Raw genomic sequence first — 18178 nt, 5'->3', positions numbered from 1 at the left:
ACGAGGATCACCTCGTACCGGGAGCGGGGAACGACGACAGCGGTGCGGTAACGCACGGCCGGGCTCCCCTCACTCGTCAACGGATGTGGCGAGTGTAGGGAAACCCGGGGTGCGGAGCACGGGATTTATCAAGTGCGGTGGTTTCCGCACCGGTTGCTCAGGTTGCGGGCGGCGGTCAACCGGCGCGTCGCTCGGCCGGCCTGCGCGGGCCGAGCCCCAGTCGCTTCAGGGCGTACGTGTCGAGCCAGCTCAGCACGCCGTTGAGGATCAGGGTCATCACCACCAGGACGATCAGGCCGGCGAACTCGGTCGCGGCGTCGAGGTTCATGGCCGAGGTGAACAGTTCGTGGCCGACGCCTTCGGAGGAGGCGATGAACTCGCCGCCGATGACGCCGAGGATCGCGAGCGGGCCGCCGGTCTTGAGGGCGGCGAAGAAGGGGGCGGCGAGGGTGGGGATCGTGACGTAGCCGAGGACGTGGTGGCGGCGGCCGCCCATCACCTGGACGATCTCGACGAGTTCGCGTTCTCGCAGGCGCAGGCCGAGGTAGACGTTGTAGAAGACGACGAAGGACACGCCCGTGACGGCGATGTTGATCTTCGACCAGGGGCCGATGCCGAAGAACAGCAGGAAGAGCGGTGCGAGGGCGATCTTGGGGATGCCGTTGACGGCGGCGACCAGGGGTTCCAGGACCCGGCCCGCGAGCGGGAAGGAGCCCAGGAGGAGGCCCATCACGGTGCCGAGGACCACGCCGATGGCGAATCCGGCGGCCACCTCGATGGACGTCACCCTGATGTCGGTCCACCCGGAGGTGGAGCCGAGCAGTTTCCACAGGGCGTGCGACACGTCGGTCGGCTTGCTGACCGCGTACTCCGGCAGGACCGGTCCGCTCATCACCTGCCAGAGGACCAGGCAGAGCGCGATCACCGCGAGGCGCAGGGCGACCACGGTGGCCGTGTCCCGCCAGCGGTCGTTCTTCCTGCGGCGTCGTTCGGTCGCGACCGCGACCTCGGTCGTGCTCTCGGGCGTGTCGGTGGCAGTCGCCATCGTCTGCTCCTTCCGCTTTCTCGCCGGCCGTGTCATGGCAGGTACTTGTTGGTCCAGTCGCTCGTGGTGACCTTGGCTCCGTCGGGGAGCGCGCCTATCGCGTCGATGAAGGCCGTCGTGGTGTTCCAAGTGGCGGCGTCCATGGACGTGTTGGCCGGCCAGTCGACCTGTTCGAGGCTGCCTTCGAGGACCTTGGCGGGTACGCCGGGCAGCGCCTTCTGCGCCACGGCCAGCACCGTCTTGTCCTGCTTGTCGGCGAGGTGGGTCCGCATGTAGGCGGTGCCCTGCTGGACGGCCGTGACGAACTTCTTCGCGATGTCGGCGTGCCCGGTGGCGTAGCTCTTCTGGGCTACCACGAACTGGCTGTATCCGGAGTGCGTGGCGTCCCATTCGGGCACGGTCAGAGGCGTCGCCACGACGATGCCGTCGCCGGAGTCCGCGATCTGGAGGGGCAGGGGTTCGGAGGTGACGAACCAGTCGATCTCGTGGTTGTTGAGCGCGGCCTTGTCGGCGGCCGGGCTGGGCAGCGACACCCATTTCAGCTTGGTGGGGTCGACGCCGTGGGACTTGAGGAAGATCCCGGCCTCGGCCTTGGTGTTGGCCGAACTGGCGCCCGCGGTCGAGTCGGCCAGCGCCTTGGCGACATCGGCGGCCGGGGTGGAGGCGGTCAGGTCGTGGTCCTGGGCGAACTTCTTGCTGACGACGAGCCCGAGCGGGTTGCCGAGCCCGTCGGCGGCGAGCGCGGTCTCCGGGAGGCCCTTGGAGAGCGCGGTGACGAACCCGGTCGGGCTGTCGTGGAGGAACTGCACGGAGCCCGCCTGGAGGGCCGAGGGTCCGGTCGCGGCGGTCAGCGTGACGTACTTGATCTTGAGGCCCTGCTTGCGGAAGTAGCCGTTGGCGTCGGCCACTTTGAGGGGCAGGTCGAAGATGTTGCCGCCGGTGCCGACCGTCACGGTGGTGAGTCCGTCGGCGCTCGCCGAGGAGTCGCCACCGCACGCGGTCAGCAGGGCCGTGCCGAGCGCCAGGGTCGCCGCCAGCGCGACGGCGGTACGGGGGTCCGCGGTGCGTAGTCTCATGAGGTCTCCTGTCACCATGCCTGCTGCGTACGGAAGAAGCGCTTCCAGAAGTCGAGCCGCGCGGGCTCCGCGACCGGGACCGGCCCGAAGCCCTCGCCGACCTGCATGACCGTCGCCGAATCGGGGCTGTACGGCGGCCAGTTGGGCAGTCCGGGTCCGTTCGGGTCGCCGGTGGCGACGAAGTTGGCCCAGTAGCCGGACATGGTCGCCGCGACGGCCCGGTCCTCGACGGTCCACTCGGCGTCGTCCTGGCCGAGGTTGTCGAGGACGAAGTCGATCTCGGAGCTGTGCGAGGCGCGCCGGGGGTTCTGCCCGCGCGCCGGGGAGCGGTGGGTCCAGAAGTACGTGTAGACCGGCCGGTCCGCGTGCCGGGTCCAGTCCGTGCCCCAAAGGAACGTGGAAATACGGGCGTTGTCGCGTACGGCCGCGCTGTGGGCGCGGCCCGCCGCGTCGTCGTCGGCCGCCGGGTACAGCCGCAGGAACTCGTCGGCCATCCCGCCGAACTTGCGGCGGGCGGCGGCCGTGTAGTCGTCGAGGGTGACGTGGACGGGTGGCATGCCCGGTCGCCAGGCCTTCTTGCCGGCCGTGCGGTAGGCGGCGAAGGTGCTCTCGGGGACGGCTCCGCTCTCGTCGCGGTTGTTCCCGGCGAGGTAACTCACGTTGTTCTGGAGGCCTTTGGCGTACGTCTCGTCGTAGCCGGCGGGGAGCACCCAGCCGTCGACGACGGGCCGGAACAGCGGCGGCTTCGCCGAACTCCCGGTCTCCACCAGGGAGTCGACGGCCGCGTCCCCGTCGACGAGCTTCTGCCAGGGCAGCGACCGCAGTCGCGCGAGGGAGGGCCCGCCGCGGTCGTCGGCGTACCGTGCGCCCGCGCTCTCCGCGTCGGGCAGGGTGCGGTACGACGTTGCCAGGTACCGGAGTTCGGGGTCGCGGGCGTGGCGGGCGTGGCTCTGGGCGACGGCTCGGTGGAAGAGGCCCTGGGTGAGCGGGGACATGGCCAGGAAGTTGACGGCTCCGGCCCCTGCGGACTGTCCGGCGATGGTGACGCGGCCGGGGTCGCCGCCGAAGTTGGTGATGTTGTCGCGGACCCAGCGCAGCACGGCTATGCAGTCGAGGAGGCCGTAGTTGCCGGAGGCGTGGTGGCCGGACTCGGCGCTGAGTTCGGGGGTGGCGAGGAAACCGAAGGCGCCCAGGCGGTAGTTGAAGGTGACGACGACGAGGCCTTTGCGGGCGAGGGCCTCGCCGTCGTAGCGGGGGCTCGCGCCGGTGCCGACGCGGAAGCCGCCGCCGTAGATCCAGACCAGGACCGGGCGGCGCTCCTCGGTGGAGGCCGCGCCGGTCCAGACGTTGAGGTTGAGGCAGTCCTCGCTCATCGGGAGGTCGATGCCGGCGACCTCGCTGTTGGGGGCCTGCGGGCACATCGAGCCGAAGGTGCGGGCCGCGCGCACACCGGGCCAGGTCGGCGGGGGCTGGGGCGGGCGCCAGCGCAACTCCCCTACCGGGGGCGCCGCGTAGGGGATTCCCCGGAAGACGGTGACTGCGTGGTCGCGGCCCGGTATGCCTTCCACCAGCCCTGCTTCGGTTTCCACTGGGTGGCGCATGAAGACCCTTTCTCGTGTGCGGCGAGCGGTCGGTCAGTCGGTGGCGTGGGCGGGGCTGTCGCGGGCGGAGCGCAGCAGGAGTGCCTGGCGGGCGGAGGCCACGTGGTGGCGCATCGCGGCGACGGCCGCCTCGGGGTTGCGGGTGACGATGGCGAGCAGGATCGCCTGGTGCTCCTCCAGCGAACCGGCGCGCGGGTGCGGGGCGGAGAGATTGCGGTACTGGCGCATGACGAGCGGGTAGAGCAGCGTGTCGTAGGCCTTGGCGAGGGTCTGCTGGTGGGCGGCCTGTTTGACCTGCTGGTGGAAGAGGCGGTTGCCGCGCGAGTAGGCGGCCTGGTCGCCGCGTGCCTTGCAGTCCTCCATCTCCCGCAGGGTGGCGCGGAGTTGGGCGATCTCCTCGTCGGTGGCGCGTTCGGCGGCCTTCCCGGCGAGGGCGGACTCCAGCGTCTCGCGGGCCTCCAGGATGTCCGCGGCCTCCTCGACGGAGAAACTCCGGGTGCGGACGCCGCGGTTGACCTCGCTGGTGACGTAGCCCTCCTGGGTCAGCCGGACCAGCACCGCCCGCATGGTGCTGCGCGAGACGTTGAACATCCTGGTCAGGTCGGCCTCGGTGAGCCGGGTGCCCGGCTCGACGCTGCCCGACAGGAGCAGGGAGCGCAGTCCTTCGTAGGCCTGGCTGTGCCGGGTGGGCGACGTCCGGCCCGGATCCACGACGTCGTCGTAACCGCTGATGTCCACCTTGATCACCTGTGTGTTCTCGGAAGGGTTGCCGACCGCTGATGTCGGCCGTTCCGGGAGTATGTCCCGTTCAGGCGCCTACTTCGGTCAGCCCGGGGTACAGCCGTCGTGCCGTGCCGGCGAAGATCGCCTGCCGGTCCGCCGTCGGGAGTACGGCGAGGACGTCCTCGGCCAGGCGCAGCAGTTCGGGCAACGACTGTTCCGCGGCAGGGCAGTTGGAGCCCCATGCGATCCGGTCGGCGCCGAACGCGGCTACGACGGGTTCGAGGAAGTCGGCCGCCGCGTCCCCGGCGTCGTACAGCCGCTCCAGATTGCGGTGGGTGAGTTTGAGGAACAGGCCCGGGTGCTGGGCGAGTTCGGCGACATCGGCACCGGCGCGGGCGGGCGAGGCGGCGATGTCCGGGTAGCCGATGTGGTCGAGGAGGACCCGGACGTCCGGGAACCGCTCCAGCACCTGCCGGAGTTGCTTGGTCGCCGCCCCGAGCCGCATTTGCAGACAGACGGTGATGTCCAACTCCCCTGCCCGGCGCCAGAATTCATACGTCTCGGGCGCGGCGAACCACTCCCCCTGCGTCGGCACCGTGCTGCCGCTCGTGAACAGCCGCACCCCGGCGAGGCCTCCGTCGCCGACCGCGTTCGCGAGGATGTCGGCGGCGTCCGGGCGGAGTGGGTCGAAAGTGCCTACGGCGACGAAGCGTCCGGGGCGGCTGCGGTAGCTGTCGAGGACGTAGGAGTTGTCGTAGCCGTAGGCCGTGGTGGCCTGCACGAGGACGGCCCGGCCGATGCCCGCCTCGTCCATGCGGGTCACCATCCCGGCGGCGGTCACCGGCCGGGACTCGGCCCACGCCGACTGCTTGCCGCCGATCGGCGCCCGAGGGTACCGGGCCTGGTCCTCCGAGATGATGTGGCAGTGCGCGTCGACCACGTCCATGGTCCAACTCCCTTGTGCGGCAGGTCGATTCGGTCAGGCGTCGGGGCGGTCGCCGGCGGCGAACAGGGCGTGCGGGTCGGTGGGGAAGTCCGGGCCGAGGAGCCCTTGGTCCCGGGAGAACCGCACGAGCGCGGTGAGGCTCGGCTCGTTGGCGTCGATGCCGTACGGGACGGGGTCGCCGCCGATCTGCCGCGCCTGGCGGGCGAAGCGGGGCTGCGTCAACCAGTCGGGATCGGCGGCGAGTTGCTTCCGCTTGCTGTCGACGAAGGCCGTGTAGAGCTTGGCGGGGAGGTCGGGGTCGCGTTCGACGAGGTCGGAACGGAGCGCGATGAGGGAGTGCAGCGGGTAGACGCCGGTGCGCACGTACCAGTCCACGGCGAGGACTTCGGCGTCCGGGAAGAGCGGGTACGGGCCGTCGCCGACCCCCTCGTCCGCCGCCGCCCACCCCGCCCGGGGTGCGCCCGCCCGGCCGGTGCCCGCGTTGCCGGTGAACGCGGCGTCGATGTCTCCGGCGCGCAGCAACTCGCCCAACGACCGTCCGTCCGCGACCCGTTCGACGTTCGGCGGGGTGCGGCCCTCGATGTGGTCGTCGTCGTCCACCACCCAGGTGATCTTCTCGACGTCCACGCCGTACTGCTCGGCGAGGATGCCGCGCACCCACACCCCGGTGGTCACCGTGTACGCGCGGACCCCGACCCGGCGCCCCTCCAGATCGCGGGGCACCCGGATGCCCGAGTCCTCGGCGCACTGCACGTCTCCGTGGTGGAAACGGCGGTTGAGGAACACGGGGATCGCGGTGAGCGGGACGCCTTCCTGTCTGGCCATCAGGTAGGAGACGGGGGCGAGTTCGCACACGTCGAACTCCAGGTCGCGGATCATCCGCCGGTAGGCGCCGATGACCGGCCGCACCTCGACCGGCTCGATCCGGTACCCGTCCACCCCGACCTCGCGGTCGAGGAGCGCCTGCCCGTGCGGGTACTCCCCGAGGGCCACCGAGAGCTTCTGCATTCCCTGCCTTTCGATCGTTGGGTGTGCTGGCTACGGCAGTCCGCGCCGGCCTATCCGCCGAGCCGCGCGGGCTCCACCCCGAGGGCCGCGCAACTCCCCTCCACCAGCTCGTCGAAGGCGACGGGCCGGGGCAACACGCCCTGCTCCAGGGCGTATTGGGCGGCCTGCGCGACCGGTCCGCGCAGGGCCTCGAAGCCGACGGGACTGAAGTCCACGGGGCTGGTCGGCGGGAGCGCGGCGCGCATCGCGTCGTAGGCGGCGCAGAGGGCGGCGGAGTGCTCGCGGGCGGCTGAGGCAGTGACCCCGATGACGTGGTTGACGGGGGCGAACCCCTTGGCGAGCGCCCACTGTTGGGCCACGTCCGCCGCGTCCGGGATCGCGGTGCGGATGCGGTCGTCGACCGGGAGTTCGTTGCCCATGATCCCGAAGTCGAGGCGTCCTTCGAGGAAGTCGGCCTGGAGCCGGGCGCCTTCGGGGGCCCGCTTCACCCAGGCCGGGTCCTCGTGCTCGTCGACGTGGCCGTCCTCGTAGACGACCCAGTCGACGTTCCGCAGGTCGACGCCGTACTGCTCGCTCAGGAAACCGCGCACCCATACGCCGGTGGTCTGGCTCCAGGAGCGGACGCCGACGGTGCTGCCCTCGATGTCGGCGAGGGTCAACTCGCCGCAGGTGACCAGGGTTTGGTGCTGGTGGCGGCCGAGGGTGGTGACCGGGAGCAGCACGACGGGCTTCCCGTGGGCGACGGCCTGGAGCAGGGTGACGACCGCCAGCTCGCAGAGGTCCACGTCCGTGTCGTTGACGAAGCCGCGCGAGGCCTTGTGGACGGGCCGTACGTCGAGGCGTTCGAGGTCCGTGCCGGTGGCGCGGACGGCGGTCTCCGCGGCGGCAGCGAGGTCGTCGCGGCCCAGAACCATCTTCATCCCGTGCTCCTCTTCCGATGGAACCGCTCGTGGTGCCGGCGCAGCAGATCGGTCCCGTAGTCGTTGCCGTTCGGGGTGCGGACCACGGTGTGGATGTGCTTGCGCGAGGGCACGTCGTTGTCGAACATGACCCCGGCCTGGTGCTCGAACTCGACGAGGATCACCGGGCTGTGGAGGCGGTAGTAGAAGGCGCTGTCCGGTGCGCCGTCGCCGATCCAGGCGAAGCGGGTCTCCGCGAGGTGGGCGGTGACCTCGTCCATGCGGACCCGGGCATGACCGTCGGAGGCCCGGTTGACGTAGAGGCCCATGAGTTCCGCCGCGATCGCACGCTGGCCCGAGGTCAGTTCGCTCAACGGCAGTCCCTGGTGGGCGAGTTGGAAGTTGTCGCGGAAGGCCCCGACGAACAGGTCGGGCGGCAGCTCGTCCGCGATCACCGCCCGCTCCCGCTGACGGCGCGTCAGAGTGGTGAACAGCTCCTGTCCTACGGCCTCTTCGCGCCGGAAGACGGTCGTCCCGGCGTACTTGCCGGAGGTGGCGGTCACCGGTTCGGCGCCCAGGAAGGTGGGGGTGAGGACCATCTGGTCGCCGACGAAGACGCAGTTGACGTTGACGTGGTGGCCGTCGAGCTGCCAGCCCCAGGGGCGGCCGTTCTCGGGCTCGCCGTAGACGCTGAACCAGTACAGCCACTCGTTCAACAGGTCCTCCTCACCGCGGAGTTCGCCGATGGTGAGGTTGAGGTGCATCAGGTCGACGACCTGGGTGTAGCCGTAGGCGCTGAGACTGGTGCGGACGATGTCCAGCGCTCGGTGGCGTCGCTCGTCGTCGAAGTCCTCCAGGCAGAGGCCGTGGCGGAGGAAGTACCGCGCGCCGTTGGCCCAGTGACGCCATGTCACATCGTCGATGGGGAACCTGCCGGTGGCCAGTTGTGTCGGCGAGAGTGCGGCGAGGTAGTCCTCCGCCGCCTGCCGTACCGGGCCGACGTCCACACCGGTGTCGCGCAGAGGAAAGAGGCCCGGGCGTGCGCCGTCCGGTGTGGTCACTCCGCGGAAGGGTTCGGCCGCCGCGCGGCGGCGCCAGTCGACCTTCGCGAGGAGGTCCGGTGTCCACTGGTCGGGGCGCCGGGTGGGGGCGCTCGGCCGGTGTCGTAGTCCTGTCATCGCTGCCTCCTCTCAGCTTCCCCGGACGAACGCGGATTCCTTCTCGATCGCGCCCACGTCCACGGGGGTGCGTACGAGTTCCTGTTCCAGGGCGTAACGCCCGGCGATCTCCAGGCAGTTGGTGAAGGGAACGGTCCAGCCGGCGGCCACCGCGCGCCCGGCCGGTGAGTCGTCGCGCTCCGGCGCGGTGGCGGCGATGGCGTCCTTGAGGGCGCGGTACAGGGCGAGTGCCGCCTCCGGCTGGGACCTCAGGACGTCGTCGCGGACGACGACCACGTGGTTGGCGGGGACGGTGCCGTGCCGGTCGATCCAGGCGAGGCCGGCCGCCTCCGCGTCGGGGATCAGCGGGACCAGGCCCTCGCCCTGCCCGCCGATCGCGCGCGGGCCTAGCACGGCCGCCTCCACCTCTCCGGCGCGGAGCAGATCGGCCACGCGCCCGGCCTGGGACCGTTCCACGTAGGGCGGTTCGCGGTACCGGTCGACGTGGGGTTCCTCGGTGGTGACCCAGGTGACGTCGGAGGCCTCGACGCCGTACTCCTCGCGCAGGAGGCCGCGCACCCACAGCCCGGTGGTCTGGCTGTAGGAGCGCACGCCCACCCGGCGGCCCACGAGTTGGCCGGGGGTGAGCTCCGGTCCGTCCGGGAGGCGGGTCAGGGAGCGGTGGTGGGTGCCGCCGATCATCACGACCGGGAGCAGCGTGACCGGGACGCCGGCCTCGCGGGCCTGGAGGTAGGTGGCGAGGGCCAACTCGCAGACGTCGTACTCCAGTTGGCGGACCATGCGGGCGAACGCCGGGTACAGCGGGGAGGCCTCGACGAAGCGGCAGTCGCCACCCAGGACCGGGGTCTCCTTCAGGTGCCGGGTGTGCGGGTAGTCGCCGAGCAGGACGGTCAGCGGTGTCATCGGTGCCCGCCTCATACGTCCTCGCCGTACATGAGGCGGCGGTAGGGGACGCTCAGTACCTCGCGGGTGATGCGGACGTCGATCACGGTGGGGCGGGGTGCGCGCACGAACTCCGCCACGGCGGCGGTCAGTTCGGCCGGGGTGCGGACCGTGGCGCCTCCCCCGCCGAGGGCCACCGCGACCGGGCCGAGCTCCGGGGTCGGGATCAGGGCGAGGTTCGGGTCGAGGCCCTTGGAGCGGGACTTGTGGTACTCGGCACCGAGTCCCTCGTCGTTCATGACGACCACCAGGAGCGGGATGCCGTACCGGCAGGCCGTTTCGAACTCGGAGAGGTGCATCAGGAAGCTGGCGTCGCCCTCCACCACGAACCCGGGGCGCCGTCCCTCGGCGACCAGTCGGCCGATCGCGAGGAGCGGGGCCTGGCCGATGGCGCCGAACATGCCGTAGTTGGAGAGGACTTCGCGGGAGCGCTGGAACAGCATGGTGCCGAAGTCGACTTGGTGCCCGCTGCCGAGCACCAGGCCCATGTCGCCGGGGAGTTCGTCGTCCAGGATGCGGATCGCCTGGCGGGGGTCGATGCGGCCCGGTTCGGTGACGTACGACGCCGGGGGCTGGAGCGGTTCGGCGAGGCGGCGCAGGACGTCGTCGGTGTGGAAGCCGTCGAGGTGGACCGAGCGTTCTTCCAGGGCGCGGCTCAACTCGCCCACGGCGGTGACCGCGTCGGCCTGGATGTAGCAGTCGGCGGCCCTGCCGTTGCCCATCACGATGTGCGGGGAGACGTCGATCTGGATGTACTTGGCGTCGGGGAAGAGGTAGCCGTGCTCGATGGTGTAGCTGTTGAGGCTGGCGCCCACCGCGATCACGCAGTCGGCTTCCTGGAGGAGCTCCGTGGCCGTCCTGCTGCCGAACAGCCCGGCGAGGCCGACGTGGTAACGGGTGCTGTCGCAGAGCCAGTTCTTCGCCTGGAGGGTGGTGGCGAGGAGGGCCCCGGTCCGCTGCTGGAGGGCGAGCACCTCACCGCCGGCGCCCGCCCGGCGCGCCCCGCGTCCGGCGACGATGACCACGCGCTTGCTCGCCCGGACGATGTCGCAGGCCGCGGCGATCCGGGCCGGGTCGGGCAGCAGACGGGGGCTGTCGAGAAGGGCGACGGAGGGGACGTACTCGTCGTCGTCCTCCAACTCCCCCTGCTGGACGTCGATCGGGGCGCTCAGCATCACCGGCCGCGACTCGGTGCGGGCCTGGTAGAAGGCGCGCTGTACGGCCTCCTGGGCCTGGTCGGGGCGGGAGAGGTGGACGAAGCCGCACTCGACGGCGGCGGCGAAGCGGCGCTGGTCGAGGTACTGCACGGCGCCCTGGTCGCCCCAACTCGTCTCGCCGCAGAAGGCGACGAGCGGGGTGCGGGCGCGGTTCGCGACGATCATCGAGGTGGCCAGCTGGGAGGTGCCGGGGCCGCTGGTCGTCGTAACGACCCCTGGGCGGCCGGTGGTTCGGGCCCAGCCGTCGGCCATGCCGAGGCCGGAGCCTTCGTGGCGTACCTCGTAGAGGCGGACGCCGCGCCGGTCGAGCGCGTTCATCCAGTGCATGTTGGCGTCGCCCATCATGCCGAAGACGTCGCTGGTGCCCTCCTTGACGAACGCCTCGGCGAGGGCTTCGTAGGCCTTCAATTCCCGGCCTCCTTAAGGGTGTTGGACGGGACGGACGGGGTGCTTGGCGGGGCGGAGAGGGTGCTTGACGGGGTGTTCTTGAGCACGCCCTCCAGGCGGCCGAACACGCGCAGGGCGTTGCCGCCGTGGATCGCGCGCCGGTCGGTGTCGCTCAGCGTGTCGAGGGAGTCGAGGAGGTATTTCGTGTCGTCGAAGCGGTGGCCGGTCTCGGGGTCCACGCTGCGGACGGCGCCGATCATCTCCGAGGCGAAGAGGATGTTCTCGGCGGGGATCACGTCGACGAGGAGTTGCATGCCGCGCCGGTGGTACACGCAGGTGTCGAAGTAGACGTTGCGCAGGACCGCTTCCTCCAGCGGGGGCCGGCCCTGGTCCTGCATGACGCCCCGGTAGCGGCCCCAGTGGTAGGGGACGGCGCCGCCGCCGTGCGGCAGGATCAGCTTCAGGGTCGGGAAGTCGGTGAACAGGTCGGACATGCACAGCTGCATGAAGACCGCGGTGTCGCCGTTGAGGTAGTGCGCACAAGTCCCTTGCAGGGCCGGGTTCCTGGACATCGCCACATGGACCATCGCGGGGACGTCGAGTTCGACGAGCTTCTCGTAGAGCGGGTAGTACACCGGGTCGGTGAGGGGCGGCGCCTGCCAGTAGCCGTCCGAGGGGTCGGGGTTGAGGAGGCAGCCGACGAAGCCCAACTCCTCGACGCAGCGCTCCAGTTCGGTGACCGAGTTGCGCACCGAGGCGGGCAGCGCGTCGCCCGGTGACTGGGGCAGCTGGCACACGCCGACGAACCGGCCCGGGAACAGGCCGCAGACCCGGGCGATCAGGTCGTTGCTGACCCGGGACCAGTCCAGGCTGGTGCGTTCGTCGCCGTAGTGGTGGGCCATCTTCCCGGCGCCCGGGGAGAACAGGCCCAGGTCCGTGCCGCGTTCCAGCTGGAGCTTCAACTGGCCTTGTTCCACCGCGTTCTTGATCTCGTCGTCGGTGATGCGGAGGTCGTCCGGTGACACGCGGGCGCCGGATTCCTCGAAAGCGCGGATCTGTCGTTCGCGCCAACTGCCCAGTGCGGGTGGGGCGGTGGTGAAGTGGCCGTGGCTGTCGATGATCACTGGCGCCCCTCCCTTCCGGGGCCGGGGGTGCGGCCGGTCAGGGTGCGGCCCAGGTCGAGGCCCGGGTACGAGCGCACGGGCGCCGACATCAGGAAGCGGTAGCCGTCGTCGAGGACTTGCTTGACGTTGTCGGCGGTGACGTGGGGATGGCCGACGGCGACTCCGCGCTCCCCGCAGACGTCGAGGACACGGCGCTTGCACTCCAGGACACGCGGATGCTCGTACTGACGCGGTACGCCCAACTCCTGGCTCAGATCGCCCTCTCCGATCAGGATCAGGCCGATGCCGGGGACCTGGTCGAGGATGTCGGGGAGGTTCTCGATGCCGCGCTGGTCCTCGATCATGAGGGCGACGAGGACCTCGCCGTCCGGGTCGAGCGGCCAGACGTCGCTCCTCGCGTAGTACTCGGCGTTGGTGATGCCCCAGTAGCGGGCCGCCGCGCCCGGGCTGTCGCCGCGCAGGCCGGCGGGCTCGTGGCGGGGGCTGCCGGGCAGGCTCGGGTAGCGGCAGGCCGCGACCGCGTTGCGGGCCTCGTCCACGGTGGTGATGTGCGGCCACACGACTCCGTACGCACCCAGGTCGAGGACCTGTTTGGCGTGCCACTGCGCCTTCTCGCCGCCGTTCGCCGGGATGCGGACGAGGGGGGTGACTGCGGGCGCGAGGCTTTCGGCGGCGTGGATCTGACGGCGGTTCAGGAGGTACTGGAGGCTGTCCCGCAGGGCGGTGACGTCCCAGGGTTTGTGCTCGGTCTCGAAGACCAGGCCGTCGTAGTCGGTGGTGCTGAACTCGACGGCGGACACGGGGTCGGGCGCGGCGAAGGAGGCGAAGGCGTGGCGTCCCGACTCCAGTGCGCCGATCACGTTATTGAGCCTGGACGGGGTCATTGCCTGCCTCCTCGGTCGCCGAAGCCGTCGCTGTCGTTGCCGCCGATTCGCTTGCCGGTGAAGCTTTCTGACGTCGAGTCAGGAACCGTGCCCACCAGGCGCGCAGGCGGCCGAGCAGTCCGGTGGGCGGTTCTGGCGCGAGCGCTTGGGGGGTGTCGGGCGCGCACCGCTGGATCAGCTCCGCCGAGAACTCCCGGGTCATCCGCGAGACCATCGCCCCGGCGCCGGACTCGACCAACGGGGCGAGCCTGCCGTTGAGTTGGACCTCGCCCCGGACGGTCACGAGCGAGTCGCCGGGTCCTTCGCCCTCGGTCACCCGGAACGTGGCGTGGGCGGTGAAGCGGGTGCCGCCCTGGCCGTCCTTGCCCCGGGCCGAGAGGCGGCCCTCGTGGTCGGACTCGGTGAGGTCCAGGGTGACTCTGGCGGCGAAACTCACCTTCATCGCGCCGAACTTGACGACGAGGGTGCCGTCGAAGGAGCCGTCGTCGTGGGCCTCGCCGAGTTCGGCGCCGTTGATGCAGGCGACGACCTCGGAGGGGTTCGACACGACCTCCCAGACTCGTTTCGGTGGACTCGGTACGGCGATCTCTTCAGCGATCGATATCAACGCTGGGCACCTCGCAGGGCAGCATGGCGACTGGGCGGGTCGATGGATCAGCAGGCGGGGGCGCGTCTACGCGCCGGCATCCGACGTCTGCAGCTGGGACTTGAACAGGCTCCACAGGTCGTTGTAGAGCTCGGAGAACTCGCGGGACTCGACGAGGGAGCCGATGCTGCGCGGCCGTTCGAAGGGGACGGGCAGCACCCGGCGGATGGTGCCGGGCCCGTCGGACATCACGATGACCTCGTCGGCGAGGTAGATCGCCTCGTTGAGGTCGTGCGTCACGAAGACGAGCGTGCCGCCGCGCTCCCCCTCCCAGAGGTTGAGGAGGTCCTGCTGGAGCTTGAGCCGGGTGATGGCGTCCAGCGGTCCGAAGGGTTCGTCCATCAGCACGATGGACGGGTTGTAGATGAGGGCGCGGGCGATCGCGCAGCGCTTCTGCATGCCGCCGGACAGCTCGCGGGGGTAGTGGTCCTCGAAGCCGGTGAGGCCGACGACCTTCACCCAGTGGGCGATGCGTTCCTCCCGCTCGTCCTTGGGGACCTTGCGGAACTTCAGGGCGAGTCCGATGTTGGCCCGGACGCTCAGCCAGGGCAGCAGGTTGGCCTGCTGAGTGACGTACGCCGCCTCGGAGTTGACGGCGTTCACCGGCTCGCCGTCGAAGTGGACGCGGCCCAGGGTCGGGGCGAGCAGTCCGGCGGCCAGGTTGAGGATGGTGCTCTTGCCGCAGCCGCTGGGTCCGATGACGGCGACGAACTTGCCTCGCTCGACCTGGAACGACACGTCCTCGATGGCCGGCCGCCGGCTTCCCGGGAACTGGAGGGTGACGTGGTCGAAGCGGAGGGCTTCGGAATGGGGTGGGCGCTGATTGTTCGACAACGTGGTCTCCTTGCCCGGCCTACACGTAGGGGTTGGGGGGAGGGTGAACCTGCGCTCGCTTCGGATTGTCCGACAAGCGATGCAGCGAACGTAACAGTGACGACCCACGGCGGCAAGAAGTGTGCAGCAAGAACGTGACAGCTCTTCGAGCTCAAGATCCTTGCCGCACATGATTGTTGGACAATCATGTGCGGCTGGACCTCAGCGGGCACAGACGGCGACGCAGTCGGGGTTCGGTATCGCGAGGGAGTTCCCGGTGGCGGTCAGCAGACCGGTGCGGAGGTCGACGGCGAACACGTCGAGCGTGCTGCTCGCCTCGTTGGCGACGAACAACCAGCGCCCGCTGGGGTGCACGGTGAAGCTCCAGGGCTTCAACCCCCCGCAGGGGATGCGCTGGAGGAGGGAGAGCAGCCCGGTCCGCCGCTCGACCGCGTACACAACGAGCGTGTTCTCGCCGCGACTTGAGGCGTAGACGAAACGGCCGTCCCGGCTGATGGCCAACTCGGCGCCGCTCTTGGTGCCGGTGAAGTCCGGTGAGTCGATGGCGAGACTCTGACGCTGCGTCAACTCCCCCGATCTGTCGTCCCAGTCGAGGAGTTGGAGCTCCGCCGTCAGCTCGGTCAGCAGATACGCCTTGCGTCCGTCGGGGTGGAAGGCGATCCGTCTGGGGCCCGCGCCGGCGTCGGTGGCGTAGGCGCCGGGTCCGTCTTCACCGGGCGACAGCGCACCCGTCGTACCGTCGAAGCCGTAGACGAAGACGCGGTCGGCGCCGAGGTCAGGGACCAGGGCGTGGCGGCGGCCCGGGGCCACGACGACCTCGTGCGGGTGCGGGCCCAACTGGCGTGGGCTGGGGCCCGATCCGGTGTCGGCGACGACCGAGACCGGTGCGCCGAGGCTGCCGTCTCTGCGGATCGGGAGGGAAACGGCAAGCCCTGCCTCGAAGTTGGCGACGAGCAGGGTGCCGGAGGGGCGGTCCACGCCGAGGTACGACAGCCCGCCGCCCGCTGTTCCGCCGCCGTCCGTGCTCACCTGGCCGGTCTCGGTGAGGGCGCCGGTCGTGCGGTCGACGGTGAGGACGTGGACGATTCCGCCGTCCAGTTGGCTGCCGACGTAGAGGATCGGGCGGTCCGGGTGTGCCGTCACCCAGCCCGAACTGACCTGGGCCACCGGCCCGTTGGAGGTCAGGGTGCCTTGGGCGGGGTCGAAGCGGACCGCGTGGACCTGGCCGCCGTTCCAGGTGCCGACGTAGAGAAGATCGGGTCTCACCTGCGGTGCGGCCTCGGCGCTCGGTGCCGCGACGGTGAGCGGCAGGCTCGCCGCGGTCGCCGCCATGGCGCCCAACATCGTTCTGCGGGACAGAGCCCCTGTGATCTCGACCATGGGAAGCAACAGTTGTCCCGATGTGCCGCAGCGTCCACATCGTGTACGAAGCTGTGCGTGCGGGCGGTGCAACCTAAGGTTGCGTGACGGCCGGGGACAACTCGGGCTACTGGTCGGAGGAGTTGGGGCGGGCCAGACCCAAGTCGTAGGCCAGGATCACCGCTTGGATGCGGTCGCGGGCGCCGACCTTCGCGAGGACGCGGCCGACGTGGGTCTTCACCGTGGACTCGGAGAGGAAGAGGCGTTCGGCGATCTCGCCGTTGGTCCAGCCCTGGCCGATGGCGACGAGGATCTCGCGCTCGCGTTCGGTGAGGGAGCGGATGCGGGGGTCGTCCGTCGCGGGCACGACAGCGGGTCCTTCCGGTGAGCTCTTCGGCAGGTGCTGGGCGTAGGCGTCCAGCAGGCGGCGGGTGAGCGCGGGCGCGATGACGGCGTCGCCGGAGGCCACCGCCCGGATGCCGGCGAGGAGTTCCTCGGGGTGGGCGTCCTTGAGGAGGAAGCCGCTGGCTCCCGCGCGCAATGCCTCGTGGGCGTACTCGTCGAGGTCGAAGGTGGTCAGGATGAGGACGCGGGAGCGGTCGCCGGCCGCGACGACCCGGCGGGTGGCCTCGATGCCGTCCATGCCGGGCATCCGTACGTCCATCAGGATCACGTCGGGGCGCAGTTCGGCGGCCATCCGCACCGCCTCGCCGCCGTGGCCCGCCTCGCCGACCACCTCGGTGTCCGGGTTGGCCTCCAACAGCATGCGGAATCCCAGGCGTTGGAGGGGCTGGTCGTCCACGATGAGCACGGTCGTCATGCCGCTCCCCCGATCGCGTCGGGCGGGGTGAGGTCGAGGGTGACCCGTACCGTCCAGCCGCCGCCGGGGGCGGGGCCGGCGGTGACGGTGCCGTGGTAGAGGGCGGCGCGTTCTCTCATGCCGGCGAGTCCGTGTCCTTCGTCGTGGCTCGGTACGGGCCCGGTGACGGTGCCTCCCGGGCCGGTGTCGTGACAGTCGATGTGCACCCTCGACTCCTCGACGTTCACCGCGAGTTCGACGCGGGTGTCGTGGCCCGCGTGCTTGAGGGCGTTGGTGAGGGCCTCCTGCACGATGCGGTACACGGTCAGCTGGACCCCGCGATCGAGGGCGGCCGGTTCACCGCCGGTGCGGTACACGACCTGCGGACCGGCCGCGCGGATGCGGGCGCACAGGGCGTCGAGGTCGGCGACGCCCGGCTGGGGGCTGAGTTCGGGGGCGTCCGGTGTGGGCGTCTGGACGCGCAGCACGCCCAGCATGCGCCGGAGTTCGCCGAGCGCCTGGCGGCCGGTGTCGCCGATCAGGAGCAGCGCCTGCTTTCCGCGCTCGGGTGCGAGGTCGGTGGCGTAGGCGCCGCCGTCGGCGAGGGTGATGATGACGGAGAGGTTGTGGCCGATGATGTCGTGCATCTCCCGTGCCACGCGGGTGCGTTCGGCGGCGGCGGCCAGTTTGGAGCGCTGGTCGCGCTCCACCTCCAGGCGGGCCGCGCGGTCGCGCAGGACGGCGAGCTGGGCGCGCCGGATGCGGATGACGAGGCCGAGTGCGACGGCCGCGGTGATCGTGCTGAACAGGATGAACAGGGCGTCCAGGACCGGCACTTGGGACGGCAGCCGGGCGAAGAACAGCACCAGGGCACAGAGGGTGATGGCGCAGGCGGCGGGCAGGCGTCTCAACTGCCCGTGCAGGGCCAGGCTGTAGAGGGAGATCAGCAGCGCGACATCGGCGCGGAGCCAGGTGCCCAGGCCCAGTTGGACGAAGAACACCGCGGCGATCACGACGAAGGCCAGGGTCGGCCTGCGGCGCCGCCACAGCAGCGGCAGGACCAGGCCCGCCTGGAGGGCGACGGTCGCGGGCCAGTGCAGATGGATGAAGCTGTTGTCGAAGCCGTGCCGCCGGCCGTCGTCGTCGTCCACCAGGTCCGGCAGACAGAACATCACCGCGACCACGACGATCAGCGCCGTGTCCAGCACCCACGGATGTCTCCGGTCGCCCTGCTTGATCCGTCGGCCGAACCGGGACAGCCCGCCCGCCAGGGGGTGACCCCACGGGAGGTCCGCCTCCGCGAGGGGCGCGCGGGCGGGGTCGTCGAGGCTCATCGGTGTCACCTCTCCATTGTGCGGTCGCGGCGGTCAAACGGCGGCGGGGGGGGGGGGGGGGGGGGCCGCCGGGCGCCGCCGGGCGCGCCCCCCCCCCCCCGCCCCCCCCGGCGGCGGCCGAGCCCGCGAGGCCGCGCCCCACCGCCAGGGAGGGTGGGTGGGCGGCCGCCCCGCCC

17 protein-coding genes are annotated in these 18178 nt (G+C 70.8%); all 17 read right to left on the bottom strand.

From position 1 onward, the window contains the following. Positions 1-175: 175 nt before the first annotated feature. Positions 176-1045, bottom strand: a complete 870-nt coding sequence (locus ACIBK4_RS28625; protein ID WP_398998978.1) for an ABC transporter permease — start codon at positions 1043-1045, stop codon at positions 176-178. A 32-nt stretch (positions 1046-1077) separates the two neighbouring features. Next, positions 1078-2121, bottom strand: a complete 1044-nt coding sequence (locus ACIBK4_RS28620) for an ABC transporter substrate-binding protein (protein ID WP_398998976.1) — start codon at positions 2119-2121, stop codon at positions 1078-1080. 11 nt (positions 2122-2132) lie between these two features. Next, positions 2133-3722: a carboxylesterase/lipase family protein gene (locus ACIBK4_RS28615; RefSeq protein WP_398998974.1), complete on the bottom strand. Its 1590-nt coding sequence runs from the start codon at positions 3720-3722 to the stop codon at positions 2133-2135. Between the two features lie 33 nt (positions 3723-3755). Continuing rightward, on the bottom strand, positions 3756-4469 hold the full coding sequence (locus tag ACIBK4_RS28610) for a GntR family transcriptional regulator (protein WP_398998972.1): 714 nt from the start codon (positions 4467-4469) through the stop codon (positions 3756-3758). Between the two features lie 61 nt (positions 4470-4530). Beyond that, entirely contained in the window at positions 4531-5391 is an 861-nt protein-coding gene (locus ACIBK4_RS28605) for an amidohydrolase family protein (protein ID WP_398998970.1), read from the bottom strand. Between the two features lie 33 nt (positions 5392-5424). Beyond that, positions 5425-6399 carry an ABC transporter substrate-binding protein gene (locus ACIBK4_RS28600; RefSeq protein ID WP_398998968.1) on the bottom strand — a complete coding sequence of 325 codons (975 nt, stop codon included), beginning with the start codon at positions 6397-6399 and terminating at the stop codon, positions 5425-5427. A 50-nt stretch (positions 6400-6449) separates the two neighbouring features. Beyond that, on the bottom strand, positions 6450-7319 hold the full coding sequence (locus ACIBK4_RS28595) for a hypothetical protein (RefSeq protein WP_398998966.1): 870 nt from the start codon (positions 7317-7319) through the stop codon (positions 6450-6452). Further along, positions 7316-8476 (bottom strand): DUF3500 domain-containing protein, encoded by a 1161-nt coding sequence (locus ACIBK4_RS28590; protein WP_398998964.1) that lies wholly within the window; start codon positions 8474-8476, stop codon positions 7316-7318. The genes ACIBK4_RS28595 and ACIBK4_RS28590 overlap by 4 nt, the downstream gene beginning before the upstream one ends. A 12-nt stretch (positions 8477-8488) precedes the next feature. Further along, on the bottom strand, positions 8489-9379 hold the full coding sequence (locus ACIBK4_RS28585) for a hypothetical protein (RefSeq protein WP_398998961.1): 891 nt from the start codon (positions 9377-9379) through the stop codon (positions 8489-8491). Between the two features lie 11 nt (positions 9380-9390). Further along, on the bottom strand, positions 9391-11043 hold the full coding sequence (locus tag ACIBK4_RS28580) for a thiamine pyrophosphate-binding protein (RefSeq protein ID WP_398998959.1): 1653 nt from the start codon (positions 11041-11043) through the stop codon (positions 9391-9393). After that, entirely contained in the window at positions 11040-12146 is a 1107-nt protein-coding gene (locus ACIBK4_RS28575) for an amidohydrolase family protein (RefSeq protein ID WP_398998957.1), read from the bottom strand. Before ACIBK4_RS28575 ends, ACIBK4_RS28580 begins: the two co-directional genes overlap by 4 nt. Next, positions 12143-13030 (bottom strand): HpcH/HpaI aldolase/citrate lyase family protein, encoded by an 888-nt coding sequence (locus ACIBK4_RS28570; protein WP_398998955.1) that lies wholly within the window; start codon positions 13028-13030, stop codon positions 12143-12145. Before ACIBK4_RS28570 ends, ACIBK4_RS28575 begins: the two co-directional genes overlap by 4 nt. Beyond that, entirely contained in the window at positions 13008-13637 is a 630-nt protein-coding gene (locus tag ACIBK4_RS28565; protein WP_398998953.1) for an SRPBCC domain-containing protein, read from the bottom strand. The genes ACIBK4_RS28570 and ACIBK4_RS28565 overlap by 23 nt, the downstream gene beginning before the upstream one ends. 66 nt (positions 13638-13703) lie before the next feature. Then, positions 13704-14510 carry an ABC transporter ATP-binding protein gene (locus ACIBK4_RS28560; protein WP_033285840.1) on the bottom strand — a complete coding sequence of 269 codons (807 nt, stop codon included), beginning with the start codon at positions 14508-14510 and terminating at the stop codon, positions 13704-13706. A 201-nt stretch (positions 14511-14711) separates the two neighbouring features. Next, on the bottom strand, positions 14712-15890 hold the full coding sequence (locus ACIBK4_RS28555; RefSeq protein WP_398998951.1) for a lactonase family protein: 1179 nt from the start codon (positions 15888-15890) through the stop codon (positions 14712-14714). A 106-nt stretch (positions 15891-15996) separates the two neighbouring features. Then, positions 15997-16689: a response regulator transcription factor gene (locus ACIBK4_RS28550; RefSeq protein WP_366429864.1), complete on the bottom strand. Its 693-nt coding sequence runs from the start codon at positions 16687-16689 to the stop codon at positions 15997-15999. Continuing rightward, positions 16686-18002, bottom strand: coding sequence for a sensor histidine kinase (locus tag ACIBK4_RS28545; protein ID WP_398998948.1), 1317 nt, complete (start codon positions 18000-18002; stop codon positions 16686-16688). The genes ACIBK4_RS28550 and ACIBK4_RS28545 overlap by 4 nt, the downstream gene beginning before the upstream one ends. Positions 18003-18178: the final 176 nt, after the last annotated feature.

It is taken from the genome of Streptomyces sp. NPDC050528 (assembly GCF_044457795.1).
Lineage (GTDB): Bacteria > Actinomycetota > Actinomycetes > Streptomycetales > Streptomycetaceae > Streptomyces.
Note: the sequence above shows the minus strand (reverse complement) of the source record. Positions and strands in the feature narration are given on the sequence as shown.